The sequence below is a fragment of the Pseudomonas sp. P1.8 genome, assembly GCF_001269805.1.
Taxonomy (GTDB): Bacteria; Pseudomonadota; Gammaproteobacteria; order Pseudomonadales; family Pseudomonadaceae; genus Aquipseudomonas.
Map to the genome: position 1 here is coordinate 19,130 of NZ_LHVM01000005.1, position 14,179 is coordinate 33,308.

The 14,179-nt window shown below is 47.7% G+C and carries 8 protein-coding genes and 1 pseudogene; 3 read left to right on the forward strand and 6 right to left on the reverse strand.

The features are described from left to right. Positions 1–7: 7 nt before the first annotated feature. Complete coding sequence (locus tag AD668_RS02425) at positions 8–1,804, reverse strand: DUF1302 domain-containing protein (RefSeq protein ID WP_082344406.1); 1,797 nt, start codon at positions 1,802–1,804, stop codon at positions 8–10. 439 nt (positions 1,805–2,243) lie between these two features. Here AD668_RS02425 and AD668_RS02430 point away from each other — a divergent pair, with 439 nt between their 5' ends. Then, the gene (locus tag AD668_RS02430) at positions 2,244–4,679 is read left to right on the forward strand and encodes a LuxR C-terminal-related transcriptional regulator (protein ID WP_053154154.1); all 2,436 of its coding nucleotides are present in this window, start codon (positions 2,244–2,246) and stop codon (positions 4,677–4,679) included. 313 nt (positions 4,680–4,992) lie between these two features. On the opposite strand, the gene AD668_RS02435 is transcribed toward AD668_RS02430, so the two are convergent. Continuing rightward, positions 4,993–5,202, reverse strand: coding sequence for a hypothetical protein (locus tag AD668_RS02435; RefSeq protein ID WP_053154158.1), 210 nt, complete (start codon positions 5,200–5,202; stop codon positions 4,993–4,995). Between the two features lie 1,033 nt (positions 5,203–6,235). On the opposite strand from AD668_RS02435, the pseudogene AD668_RS02445 reads away from it, so the two are divergent. Both AD668_RS02445 and AD668_RS29735 read left to right on the forward strand, forming a co-directional pair. Beyond that, positions 6,236–6,469: pseudogene (locus AD668_RS02445) on the forward strand (hypothetical protein); the annotation flags it as partial. Positions 6,470–6,780: 311 nt separating this feature from the next. Then, entirely contained in the window at positions 6,781–7,728 is a 948-nt protein-coding gene (locus tag AD668_RS29735; protein ID WP_177330206.1) for a hypothetical protein, read from the forward strand. 120 nt (positions 7,729–7,848) lie between these two features. Here the strand turns inward: AD668_RS29735 and AD668_RS02455 are convergent, their stop codons facing one another. Genes AD668_RS02455 through AD668_RS29370 form a run of 4 tightly spaced genes read right to left on the reverse strand, consistent with a single transcriptional unit; the run spans position 7,849 to position 14,169 of the window. After that, positions 7,849–9,312: a hypothetical protein gene (locus AD668_RS02455; RefSeq protein WP_053154168.1), complete on the reverse strand. Its 1,464-nt coding sequence runs from the start codon at positions 9,310–9,312 to the stop codon at positions 7,849–7,851. Beyond that, positions 9,305–9,853: a hypothetical protein gene (locus tag AD668_RS02460; protein ID WP_156322298.1), complete on the reverse strand. Its 549-nt coding sequence runs from the start codon at positions 9,851–9,853 to the stop codon at positions 9,305–9,307. Before AD668_RS02460 ends, AD668_RS02455 begins: the two co-directional genes overlap by 8 nt. Then, entirely contained in the window at positions 9,834–12,014 is a 2,181-nt protein-coding gene (locus AD668_RS02465) for a hypothetical protein (protein WP_053154174.1), read from the reverse strand. The genes AD668_RS02460 and AD668_RS02465 overlap by 20 nt, the downstream gene beginning before the upstream one ends. A 25-nt stretch (positions 12,015–12,039) precedes the next feature. Then, positions 12,040–14,169 (reverse strand): hypothetical protein, encoded by a 2,130-nt coding sequence (locus tag AD668_RS29370; protein ID WP_156322299.1) that lies wholly within the window; start codon positions 14,167–14,169, stop codon positions 12,040–12,042. Positions 14,170–14,179 lie beyond the last annotated feature (10 nt).

Genomic DNA, 14,179 nt, shown 5'->3' on the forward strand with positions numbered 1-14,179 from the left:
CTAAACCTCAGAAACTGTACTTGAGATTGAAACTCAGAAAATCGCGGTCACGGTTGTAGCGCCCTCCGCCGTTGAACGCCGTGTAGCTGATGCCGGCACCAATTACTTCTTTATAAGTGGTATCCACTTTTGCGGTGTAAGCGCGTTCGCCTTTGTTGTTAGCGCCGTTACGCCCGTTGATGGCGCTGTAAACGCTTACGCCAGGAGAAACGGTGAATTGCCCGAAGATGTCGTTGTAGGTTAGAGAGCCAGTGGTTGTAGCGCCCCATGAGCTGTTGGTCATGCCGCCGGGCAGGTCTGGGTTGTCAAACGTCTGTTGGGGCAGACTTCCATAGATTCGGTTAGCACTTACTTCGGCAACGATGCTTCCAGAGTCCGCACTCAACACGCCGCTGGGTAACAGATAGATACCGGAAAGAGTTGCTTGTGCCCGATCCCTTTTCACATAGCCAGGGATGTATGTCCCTTCGGGTAAGCCCCCAACCACAGCCGGAGAGATCACAGCTCGAGAGGTGTACTTGCTGACAATCGAATCGGGGCGATAACTAAGCTCACCAGCGACAGCCAAGCCATCCAGCGGGCCGCCGTTGACTGTTGTATTGAAGCTGAAGCCGTAGAGATCACGCTTGCCTAAGTACTCAGCAAAGTAGGTCGCGCGATTGGCAAACGGAATTTCGCCAACACCAGGCACTGCCACGATGGATCCCGCTTTCGCGCTCACTACTGGTGTCTGTGTGCTATAGCGAAGGTAATAAAGACCGAAGTCCGATTGGTTCAACTCTGGAGCCGTCCAACGCAGGCTAATGCCATATTGAGCATCACCATCCGGCTCGACATCATGCGAGCGAGGCACAAAAGTACTCATCAGCAGGGACTCAGCGAGAGACCTCGTGCCGGCAGGCACACCATTGAGATAGGCACGCACTTCGTCCGGGCTGTCGAATGCAGTGGATCTACCAAGCAGGCCCGTAACAGACTCTTGGATGGCGGAGACGGGCAGATAATCGCAATCATCGTCTCCGATCACATCAGTGGTCGAGAAGAAGGTTCCGCAGGCGTCCAGCTTCGCTGCTTCCCAAGATGAACCCGGCTGCCAGTAGCCCTCAAGGGTCATGTTCTCGGTCAATTCAAAAGAGAACGAACCCATCAGAGTCGGAAGAAAGGCTTCCTTGATTTCTGATCCAGGTGCACGGAGGGCGCCTACATCATAGGGGTTGGTCGCTGAAATGCCGCCTTGAGCGAATATCGACTCGCCCCAGTTGATGACTTGTCGGCCCAAGCGAGCCGAGAACTGATGATCCCCTAGCTCCCAAGAACCATAAACGAATGCATCAAGCAGATCAGCGCTCGAGCCAGCAAGATCCTCACCATCGTCACTGAGTTCACGTTGACGACGGGAGTCATCCTTTAGCTCGAAATCATAGAACGCGCGACCACGTACAAACACACCGTAATTTTCCTGGAAGCGCAGATCCAGATCTGATACGACTTTGGCCACCTCGGATACCAATTCTCCCTTGCGGAAGTTCAGATCACCGTCGTCATAAACGATGGGGCCATTATCCACACTGCCTCCATTGGAGCGTGCAATCAGCTTCTTTGAGGCAGCCTGCGTACGATAAGTGGTGCCGTAGGAGACCGTAGTGTCGAGCGAGCCAGACACTGTTTCGCCTTCAAACTGAAAAGCGAAAGCTGATCCGCAAGGCGCCAGGCATAGAGCCAATGCCCCAAGAGCCAGACTGGGGCGGGAGTTGCCATGGACTGCCACACGTACTGCTCGGCTTAATTTAGGTGGGTTATGCATCCTATGTCTCACTTGTTTTTATTATTGAGCGCAATCCATGTCTGTATTCGGTCGGCAGGATTGCAGGCGCGTTTCAGCAGCATGAGCCCTCTGTGCTGGCCGGACTCATGAGAGAGCTGAACACTACGTCTCAGGTATGCTTGATCGCATTAACCCCAAAGCACCAAATTAATAGATTGTAGATAAACCATTGATATATATAGTTTATTTGTGCTTTTTAGGGTGTATAAACGTAACCGTAGTTCTTTTGATTTCGCTGTTAGTGCTTTGGGGTGATTGGCGTACAAGAGGGACTGGCCGCATACTATGAGCTGAGAGATTGGACAGGCTTCATTGCTATGAGATAAGTGAACCCATGATTCCAGCAGCTTCCCCTTTTAACTCCTCGCGTCCCCAGCTCCCACGAAAACCGAGATCCCACATCATTCGCACGCCACTGATGAACAAGGTGCTCTCTCGGGACGTCCGACTGCGCTTGTTTTGTGCGGCGGCAGGTAGCGGCAAAACCACCTTGATGGCGGACTGTGCGCGGACTAGGAATACGGGGCGAATTATCTGGCTTTCTATGCATGGGGCGGAGCTAAGCAGCGAAGCATTTCTTCAGGACATCCTTACTGCTTTAACCGATAGTGCGCCAGAGAACAATACCGAATTGCTCTTGACCAAAACGTTGATGGCGGTCTCTGATTCTCTCTGGATTATGCTCGATGACTACCCGCATCGACCTACGCCTGAGCTTGACGCCTTGCTGGGGCGGCTACTGAATTTGCCCAATAACTCTGTGCAATGGTGGGTTACTACCAGGCGGCGGATTGGTATCAACTTGGCGAAATTGCTTATTGCTGATGAGCTTCTTGAAGTAAACGGTGTAGATCTCGCTATTACCGAAGGCGAACTGCCCATTCTTTTGGGCGAAGTGAGCGATACCAACGCTTTCGAAAGCACCTTCCGAGAGACTCAAGGATGGTTTGCTGCTGCCTCAATCTGGCTCGCCGCGCAGCAAAGTCGGCGTAACCACCTTAGCATTAACTACCAACTCGAATCGTTGCTACGCGATTACGTTGAGATCGAGTTACTTGGCACGCTGCCCGAGAAGCTTCGGAGGCAGCTGGCCGTTTTGGCCGTTGCTTCAGCTTTCAACGACGCGCTTTGCTCGTACCTCCTCGAGCTTGAAAACAGCCACGCGTGGTTCCGTGATTTGGAAAGCCAAGGCGCTTTTCTTTACCCCATTGCTGAGCATCCCGGCTGGTTTCGGCTAATGCCTACTGCAGCATCCATTCTGACGATGGAGTTGACTGCAGAGGAGGCGGAGCGTATTCACTTACGGGCATGTAACTGGCTGGAAAATCGAGAGCAATACCGCTTCGCAATCGACCATGCGCTTGCTGCAGGCATGCATGTCCGAGCTACGAAATTGCTGGAGCAGCTTGCCAATAGACGTTTGCTATATGGGTTCCAATCCACACAGGTTTTTGAATGGTTCAATGACTTGCCTGTCAGTCTTACCCATAGCAGCATCGACCTAGTTCTACTCAACGCTTTTGCATTTGGAGCAACCTTTCAGGTTGAGAAAGCAGCAACCTGCCTAGAAAGTCTTAACAAATTTTTACCTGTAGCAGATGCCGAGCACCAGCGGCGAACGTTAGGTCGGGCTCAAGCTCTGCTAGGTCTTCTAGCCCAGGCATCGGGTGATCATTTGAACGCTGGGCGACATTGCCGAGAAGCCATTGAAGTCTTACCAGTGCAAGATTGGGCGGTACACCTGGTTTGCCGCTCAAGTTTAATCAATCACGCATTGTTTGCCGGTCAGCTTGAGGTTGCTGATAACCTATTAGTGTCTGCAAGACAGTTCTTGAAGTTGTTCGAAAGTGATCTGCCAGCGCTAGTAGTGGATAACTATCAAGCTGACGTGATGATGGTGCGAGGGCAATTGGCACCAGCGGAGGCAATGCTTGAACGTAATTTGTTGCTTGTCTCCAACACCATTTATTCCGAGCGAGGGTGGGTTGGCCGCACTTATCTAAAGCTTGGACAGGTACAGATGCGGCTTGGGAAAATGGCTTTAGCTGAGGAGCAATTCTGGACGAGCTTTCGCATTATGCATAATGCTTTAGAACCTGCCGCCTATCAGTCTCTTTTAGCGTTGGTAGACTTGGCACTACTGGACGACGAAGTGGGCAGGGCCAATAGTTTGGTTGATAAGGCAGCCAAACTATTGGCTGAAAGCGGAATGGTATCATCGAGTTACTTGGCTTGCCTAGAGTTAGCGCAAGCCAAGGTAATGATCCGTCGTGGCGAGCCCGAACGTGCATTGCCGTTGCTCGCCAATATTCAGCAACGGCATGCGTCGGGAAATAGCACTCAACCTCTTTCCACCATGGAACTGATGTTCGAGTGTGAAGGTTTAATTGTTGAGGTTGGCACGTGTGATTACTTGCAGGCTAGCAGTAAAATCCAAACTATAATCACTAAGGCTTATTCCCATGGCTATCTTGCCAGCGCCGCCGACTTAATTTTCAAGCTGGCACGTATTGCTTACAAAGCCGGCAATAAAGAGGAAGCGAAATTATGGCTGCAAAAAGGACTTGAGGCTGCCAAGCCAATACAGCATCGTTTGCCAATGGAGTATCTGGAGAGAACTTTTCCAGAACTATGTTCCTTGGTGGAGCGGGATAAACAAGATGGTCTGCTTTCGGAGCGAGAAAAAGAGGTCTTGCGTTTGGTTGAAGCTTGCCTATCCAATGCAGAAATTGGGCGGCGCTTGTACATCTCAATGTTTACTGTGAAAAGCCATATACAGCGTATCTGTGGCAAGCTCGGGGTTAGGCGCAGGGCTCAGGCAGTAGCGAAAGCTAGATCAATGAGTCTTCTCTAAGGATCTTGAATTCGTTGGCTTCAAGATCCTACTCTCAGGATCGCATTTACGTCGCTTTCTGATACCAACGGATTAGGCATGAGGCCAGCTCCAGGACTGTTTGGAGCTTCGTGTCATGATGCGTTTGCCGAGCACGACGTCCGTCAGTACCTGGCAAACCTCGCGTGCGGTGAGAGGGGAGGTTGTGTTCAATTCATTTTGCTTTCGAGCCATCGCTTGCTAGTAGCTAAGCTGCGGTATGAAGTGGCGTCAACGGGGTGGTCGATCCTTCGGGCCAACGAGGCCCGGCTAGCCTCACAAACTCGAAAACTACTCACTCCGGCGACATCAGCACCGCAAGTGTCATGTTGACGAACTCTTCGTTCTTACTGATTGTGTCCAAAACGCCGCGAACGTTGGCGGCGACCTCCGCTGATCCGCGTTGTTCGACCCAAAGCGTCAGCTCCATTATCGCGGCTTCGAGAGCCAGTTGATTCTGATTGATTTTGAAGAGTAGGGAAGGGAGTAGGTCTGCGTTCGACATTATGATTCCTCCTTGGAAGAGGACAGCGTAGCAGTGAGGGTGGTTAAGAGCACTTCTTGAACCCTGGAACGACTTCATCCAGCGTCTATTGTTCAGCCATGTCCCTCATCGGAAACCATCAGTGATTCCTTGCTGTAGTGGCCAAGAGCCGCTAATAGTGAATGGGTAATCGATGAGGAGATGAAGATGATTTTGAGGTTCGTTGTTGTCCCCGCAATCCCAACAGAAACGGGATCTACACGCAGCGGAGCGCGCTTCTACTGCGAAACCGCTCCGATAGGTTTCAACATTTACGACAACGAAGAAAAGCTGCGTCTGAAAACTCTCTATCAAAAACGTGCTGAAGCTGAGAGTGCTTGCGTAGAGCTTAATCGGGAGCGGCTGCAGAGCATGATATCTGGGCGTGAGTCCATGCCGTCCCTATAGCGACTTTATCAAGAAAGCTCCGTGCTCTCCTGGCTTGAAGCTAATAGCCTATTGAAAGGGAAGCTTCCGATGCAGCACGGTTTTTATCCGGTAATTTAGAGCCTTCAGCGTTCAGCGCTGAGCAAACAGCGTCTGCCTCAGTCCTAACTTTGAACACACCATGCTTGCTGGCTGAACCGCCCTCTACGAGATCAACAACTCGATATAGCTTGCTGCCATCGTCCAGTGTGGTGGTTTCAATCACTCTGAATCTTGCGTGCATGGTTGCTTTCCGTGCATGAGATTGGTGTCTTACAAGTACCGGCAAAAGGAGACCATTTCAAGCACGGGACGGGCTTCAGCTGAGACAATTTATGACAGTGCAGTGCGCTCGTCTTTGCAGGTAGGCCGGCTCAGTAACAGGTGGTGCGTCGATTTATTTTCTTAAAGTCGCTGCTTCGGGCCGACGGGCCCGGCTGAGCCAGCTTCAATGACTTCGAGGGCTCTGACTGGAGACGGTAGTATGGTGCTGTCATCGATCAACCAGCTCCAACCTTATGAGCTACTGCTTGTCACATCCCGTCAGAATAAACACCAATCAAGAACCTGCTGAGACGAAGGATTAAAGATGGAATGTACTTTCACCCTGACGTACCAATTGCTGTCTGACGACAACGATATGGATGCGATTATGGATCGCTTGGCGGAAGCAGGCTGTGATGATGCATTGGTCGGAGTCGGACAGCCAGGTCGACTGGCGTTGGAGTTTGTCCGCGAAGCATCCTCTGCACATGACGCAATTGAGGGCGCCATAGAAGACGTGCGCAGAGCCGTGCCTAACGCACGCTTGATTGAGGCAGCTCTCGCTCCGTGACTGACTGCGGGCGCTATATATATGCGCGGGTGGCTCGTGTGAGATTCGATAGGTGAGCTCGCCCGATGGTTACTGAAGATCAACACCCTGGGGCGCTGCCCCAGACCCCGCTCTACACCGCCCGAGGGGCTCTGGGAGCGTTCACCCAGAGCCTACGGACTCAGAGCCCAGAGCTCCCCACCTTCGAGATTTTCTCCATCAGCGAACGGTGTCATATGTGCTTCCATGACCCTGAGGACGCGCTACACTCATGCGCTGAAACCGTGAGGACGCTTCTTATGTCGATGCTAAGGAATGCAGTGGAATCCATCCAGGTTGGGATGGAGGATTTCCACGAAGATGATGATCGCAGAGTGCTTTCCGCAATTCGAAATCTGTACGCGGGAATACTTCTGCTATTCAAATACAAGCTACAGCAGCTAAGCCCTATAAATTCAGATGAAGCACTTCTTAAGACCAGGGTTATCCCAGTGACTGACCCTGCAACCGGAGAGGTTATTTGGATCGGAAAGGGTAAAAAAACTGTTGAAGTTCAGGACATCATTGAGCGACTGAATGCCTTGGGCATTACTGGAGTGGACTGGAAGCTCCTCAAAGCGCTGCAAGATATTCGCAACGATATTGAGCACTACTATAGCCAGTTACCTGTCGAGCGCATGAAGGAAGCGGTTGCGAACGCGTTGCACCTTATAACACAGTTTTGTGAGCCTCACTTAGATGAGAGGCCTGTGGACATTCTAGGACAGGAATGTTGGGATCTCATGCTTAGTGTCACGGCGGTTTTTGAAGCAGAGCTGAGAGCTTGCCAGGAAAACCTCAACTCGGTAAGTTGGCCTTTTGATGCTGTAACGGAATCTATTGATTCCATGGTTTGCCCTGAATGTGAATCTCGGCTGGTGAAAGTAGCTGATCCAACAGCAACGCGTGACGCTATCACGTTCATCTGTAGCAGTTGTCAGGAGGAAGCTTTATACGCAGCCGTCGTTGGGCCGGCTGTTTCTGCTCGTATGGCGGGTCGAAATCACTGGCGCGTTAAGGATGGCGATGAACCAGTCACCTGCGCATGCCCCGAATGTGGAGAAGATGCGTTGTTGGTTGACGAGGGTGAATGTGCGGCATGCTTCAGTGAGCTGGAGTACTCCAGTTGCGAAGACTGCGAAGAGCCACTATCCCTGGAAGAACGGTTGTACTCCGAGGGTAAATGTAGTTACTGCCAGCATCGATGGGACAAAATTATGGCTGAGTAACCGTTTTCCATAGGCGGATATAAATTGTTACGAGAAATCGTTAAGGCATATAGAGCGCACAGTTAATGCATTTGCACTACGCGTAACTGTACGCCTACCATCTTTGCGCTTGAGCCTTGCTCACTCAAATCCGAACAGCTTTGAATGCATTTCATTTATACGAGTTCTTATCAACTGGAGTTCTGACGTCAAATCGATTTTTCGTAGCCGCGATTGATGCTCCAGATTGACTAAGTCCTCTTTAGCCGATTCGAGTTCATCACGAATCCTCAATTTTTCACTATAGCTAGAGATCGAAGTGATGGCCTTATATTCTGCGTAAAAATAATTGTACAGTGAGTCGGGATCAGCGTGCCCTGTAAGTTCAGCCACCTCCAGGCATACGCTATCCCTAAGTTCAGGCGTCCATCCATTTTTTAGGTGCGGATTTTTAGCGAACCGTGCTTCAAGCCTAATGTTGATTTCGCGAGTAACAAAGCGATGCCTAAACATTGAGAGGCATACGCGTGAACTCGTTAGGCCTGCACCTTCGCACAATCGATCAAACTCCTTGGTAATTGACGATTTCTTTAGCGCCTTGCCGTTTTCACCTATAAAAAAATTATTTGGATGTAAGCAATAAATGCCTTTTGATTGTAAAAAATCTATGTACTCTTGACGAGCCTCTAGATATTGATTGAAACGTCGGGCGGACGGAAAGTCGATTTTAAATCTGCGAACAAGGCTTGGGTCGCCTCGTTTCCTTGTTGGGGCTGTAATTTGCTTTGTCCTCGTGATGTTGTTATTTAGCTCCAAAGGGAGTTCATGCAGCTCTTCTGGGCGAAGCCCCATAAGTTTCATCGTCCTAATAAGACACATTCGCCGCTCATATAAATATATGTTGGTAGCTGTGAACAGGTCGATATCTTTTATCGATTTGAGTTTTGAGCGAACTGGCAAATGTTCCACGTCGTGCTTTCGGATGATCTCATTTTGGAGTTTTTGGATGGTTTCTTCGTCGATTGGCACTTTGTCATCGTTGTAAGGGACTGGCGAAACTATTTCTGGGTGATATAGATAGCTTCTTCCATTCCACTTGCTAAATTTTACCTCTACTGTGATGTTCGCACCAGTATCCTTGACCCCGACGAGTTTAAATATTGATACTTCTGGGTGATTGTCGGTTATCCAGTGCAGGAAATCTAATGTGCGTTTTTGAATCTGTATTGTTTGGTTGTTGTTACGAGCCAGCCGTACACCGGATGGCGTCACAATCGTTTCTTGAACTAAAAATTCCTTCATGGCTACGAAATTGTGTTCGGTGAACTCTGTAATTGAAACTTGGTTCCTGTAGCAGTATCGAACGAATGATGAAATTTGAGCAGCATATGTTTTGGCGGTTTCTGTTGCATTGGTAGTAGCACATATATTAGTAAGCCACATGTTTATCAAATGGCACGGGCGTCCATTAGGCCATCGAACTAGCACCAAATTATTAATTACTTTGGTTTTTCCTATGAAATTATCTTTGTTTTTTTTGTATATGGGTATTGCCTTTCCGGGCAGCCTAGCTTTCTCATAAATGGTATATAATTGCTTACCCACCGTCTTTTCCTCCTTTGATCACAGTAAGGCTGGATGCGGTAAAGTTGTTGTGGTGTATCAGAAAAGAATAATGTTTTGCCTTTGAGGTCTGAAGTTTTATATCAATACTTGCCAATATTTCGCTTGCATTATTTGAGTTTTGCTGGACGAGAAGCGACATAAATTTGTAAAGTTCAAAATAAGCCATAGAGCTTATGTGCGCATCTAGTAAGGCGCTTTTTGCCTGGTCTTCAGCGGAAGGCATAGGGGCGGTTGGCGGTGTAGCGGCGTTGGGAACATGCAAAGCGAAAGCTGCTGCCCTCATGGACTTGAGATCAATCCAGAGATCCAGTCCACGTTGCTGCTCGCTAAGTTCTAAAGCAGCGCTCTTTAATGAGTTCAACGAGATTTTATCGAACCATTTTGATACCCTCAGGCCACAAAAAAGACGCATTGTGCTTAGCGCATTTATTTCCAGTTTAGATGGATTAATTTTTCTCTCGGTGATCTCTGCTAACCACTTTAGACGAAGTCTAAAATTATCACTTGTCGTATTTCTCATCTTTTCTTTCGCCTAGTTTAATAGCAAAATCGATGGCATAGACATCAGCGTCGTAATTTTCCAGCCTGATTGAATAAGTTTTCATATCAAAGTCGGAGCGATATCCCACTTTGTCTAGATATTTCATGAATTCGCTTTTGCTTATGGTTGATATGCTCGTTGCATCGAAGTGCTTAAGTGCCTCGGCGTGGAGAGCGACTAACCCATCATTTCCTTCTTTTGTTAATATTCCCAGTTCTAAAGCAATAAGCTTGTCGTCGATACACTCGGATTCGTACCGTATCGCTTCGGCATCGGATATGTCATAAGCAGTATAGTCATCAATGTTCCTCCGGTCAGCGTGCCCTGCTAAATATCTAAGCAACTCTTTAGACCCGTCCCCGTAGTGGCGGTGAGTTATCAGGAGGAAGAACTTTCGCATTTCGTGCACGCGGATATACCAACGTCGACCTTTTTTGTCTATTGGCGTGTTAATAATCTCGCAAAAGCTATTCAAGCATAAGTTTACTTTCCACATATTGCATTTCGGTGGCGGGAGCTTGAAACCCCTGCCGGGTATATAAAACAATTTCTCGGCGTGAGGCCGTTCATCATTATAAATTTTAGAGAGTCCAACACCAAGAACTTGAAGGAGTTGAATGGCTCGGGCAGTCAGTGATGGTATCGGGCGTATGATATCTGGGTTAATTCCTATCTGGCCCGCTTTCCCGGCTTCATGTTCCAAGAATGCTCCGCCGCCAGGATTATCAAGCCATAGGCACGCCCGATCGAGATGGCTTATTTCCTTGTTGCGAATTGGCTTAAGCATACCGATGACTAGTGCGCAGGCGCCAAAAAAGCTCTCCATAACAGCTTTATAGTGCGTTTCGCCAGTTGGGAATTTTTTTTTCTTTTTGGTTTGCAGTTTGGTAATGTTTAACGCTTCATCTAAGCGCTGGGCAGGCAATCCCTCTATATCCTTAGTCATCCATAGATGTTTAGTTTCTTCAAAAAGCTCTTGCTTCTTCACGGATTGTTTAGAAAGTGAATAATTTTCGTCGATTTCTCTGAATTTCTCGATGTAAAAAATCAAGGAGTTTACAACTGCCTCGCCATATACCGTTACCCACTTCGCTGCTTCATTTAGCGCGTCCAGACCAATGGTGAGCGGGATTAAATTAGTGTGTCCCGGACTTTTGAGGTTGGTCGCATATTCTTTGACCAAAGATTCAATATCGATATCTATTTTTGGGATGTCATCAGGTAATTTGCTATGCCCGTTAAAAAACAACTTCATAAAGTAAAGCTGATCTTTGAAGTGTTTAACGCTCAAACTGGTATCGGCTGCGTCCTCTATCGATTTGGTATTTTGGGTGTAATGAAGGTTTTTGCGCGTGCCGACCTGCAAAACATCTGCGTTTGTAAGTTTTGGCTCGAATTGCCTAATAAATAATCTGAAGCTCGGCGCGTGAAGTGCTGTAGGTGCTTTTCCCAAGACTTCTGCAATATATTCTCGAGAAAGCATTCCTTTCGTGTAATTACTGTCTTGTGCGATACCTACGTACAAATTATTATCCTGAAAGTAGCGAATGGCTGATGACTTGAATTGCTCATCAAGCTCGTCTAAATTGTCTAGGATTGCTTCAAGGGTACACTGCGTCTCAATCACTTGAAAAAGATGTGTAATGAATCTTTCTTTGAGTAGCAGTGCCGAATTCCAGCCCCCTGTACTCAGCTCATCAGCTATCGCTTCACAAGCATCAGTATCAAGCAGCATAAATCCATTTGCTTCAGGCTTATAAATGAATCGGTGTAGCTTTATCCAAGATGCTAGGTTGAACGAGAATTGGAGGTAGTTCATCCAGCGACCTGGAGCGACGAGTTTGCCGGTAAGAGTACCCATTCGACAGTGGTAGAGCCACTTTTGTAGTGTCGTCAAAAGCCGCTGATTACTTTCGTCGGCTAAGTTGCTCCCGTCCGGCATTAGACGATTAAAGTCAATAAAGGTAGGTTCATTAATATTTGGAAAGTTGACTTCCCATTTATCACTGCCTATTTCACCCGACACCAACCAGTCAGCCTTATACGTAAGATCACGTTTGTTCAATCTACTTTTCGATTCGGCCTGATCGATCATGGCTCGGATGCGTGCTTCGTTTAAATCTGTTTGGAGATCATTCATGTAGAAGTTACCATCAGTGGGTTCATTATAAAGTCTCAACTAATGGCTGGAATTTCTTGGCTAGGTTTTGTGCTTCAGTGTGTGCTTTTTTTAATAAACTCAATGAATCGCCTCCAATCCTGTCCGCGATTGCGATTTCTGCGTTCGAGGCAGTATTGAAGTCCAGATTAGCGGTTTGGGTAAAAAGTTTTTTTAGGATTACATAGACCCAGAGTGGGAGATCTGTTCCGGGATCAATTTTCATTGTTTCCTCGCGTGGCATTTTTTCAATCACGTCTGCATACGCATAAATCGCTGCGAGGCTTTTTGGACATAACTGAAACAATATCTCACTTTCTACGAACATCTGAATAAGCGAGCTTGGATCAGCAGCGTAATGCCCCAGTCGAGAGCGGATGGCTTCGCTCAAAGCGTCACCCCTGTTTAGGCCCAGGAGTACTTTTCGAATAAAGTTCTGAAGATCTTCTCTTGTTTCAAAATCAGAAGCCTCCTGTTGCCATGGGCTACCCTCGGTGGAAACTAGGATTAATTTTTGATGTAGGACTCTTAACAGTCTAGTATTCCAGCGGTGAACCATCCATTTAGGAATGTATTTGGCCTCAACAACTTGAACGGAATTTCCTAATAAATCAGCTACTGCCTGGAGGCTTCCTGTACGTAAAAATTCCAGCATTCCCTGCGTGCATCTAAGTCGATACAGGTTAACCATGGGTGGAGTTATGCCGACATTTTTTAGCTGCGATGTGTAAATGTCGTACAGAGAAAGTCCTGGATTGGTAGAGAGCGATTTAGCAAAGTCGGGGTTAGACCCTACTTGGTTGCGTGTTGAAATTAGGAAGAGTTTCCGGCAGCCGCTTTTCTTTTTATCAAGAAGTCGCTTCCTGACATTTCTTGTACACCGAATCACATCTTGGATAATTCGTGTACTGAGGGATGGAAGAACCGAAACTTTACGCTCTCTACCGCGAGGCTTGCTCACGCTTAGTGTAATGCGTTTCGTATCAGAATTTCCTCGAAGATAAAATTTTCCATTTTGTGTGTAAAGCTTGACATTGCCTAGAGCAGTTGGATTGAACGTTGGGTTTTCAGTGATGATGATTGCGCAAGCAACCGCGCAATCTCTAGGTGAGAGGTTTCCAAGTAGGCGATTAAACGTTTCATTTACCTGGTTGTTTTCAATTCCATCATCTTGCGCGACCCTCCATATACCAGAAGTTATTTTCGGTCTGGTGTGTGAGTTTTGTATAACGCCGTGAAAAAATGGTATTTTTTTAAGCTCTTTGTAGGTTAAGGTTGGGAGCTCGTCGGTAAAATTTAAGTAATAGTGCGCTGCAGCGAGAAACCAGCGCATTCCGTCTTCCGTAGAAGGATCTGCAATATGTTTACCGTTTTTGCGGAAGCAGCCTGACGACAACACATCTTCAATTTCTTCAATTGAAATGCTCTCAATAATAACTCTACCTTTCTCATGGCACCGAAGCATTTTTTCCCAGTAGTCGACGCAGCAATCAACAACTGTGCCTGTCCGAAGGTCTAGGGTCTTTTTGAGATTCAGAAGATATGCGTCATCATTTAGACTTAAGCCATCCTCGATTAGATATTTTTTTGGTAGCAAACATTCGATGTCCTTTGGTATGGGGGCCCTTTCACGTTGATGGCCAAGGGGGTTGCCATTGTTACTATCTGATGTCGCATTAGAGGAAAGCGTTTCATTGGGGATATAAACATCTGAGGGAATAAATCCGCTGCGTTGCAGCTTCTTGTAGAGAAAAGCAATCCCTGACCAATGGTCAATTCTCGTTTCGTATTTCCGCCGGGAATCTGTAAGGAAATTACCGTAATGCGATAAGACAAAGTTGTCCCAATTTTCTGGTTCTGGCGGAAACGGTCGGGAATCGCTTTTAACCTGGCTGAAAATGTTTCTTGCAGACCTGAAGTGGCCCCTGTAGCTGGTCACAGCATTACTCAGGCACAAGCTTTTGATTCCTTCAGCCATTTGAATGAGCGCAGCTCTGTCAAAACAAGAGGGAACGGCCAGGGTAGAAGAGCGAAACCCGAGTATCGTCTCGTCGTCTGGCCAACTGAAATATAGGGAGTCGTCGGTGATTTCGTAACTGAGCATTTGAATGAGGCCCGTAGCAGAGGTCTTCTTCAAAAGTAGCCGC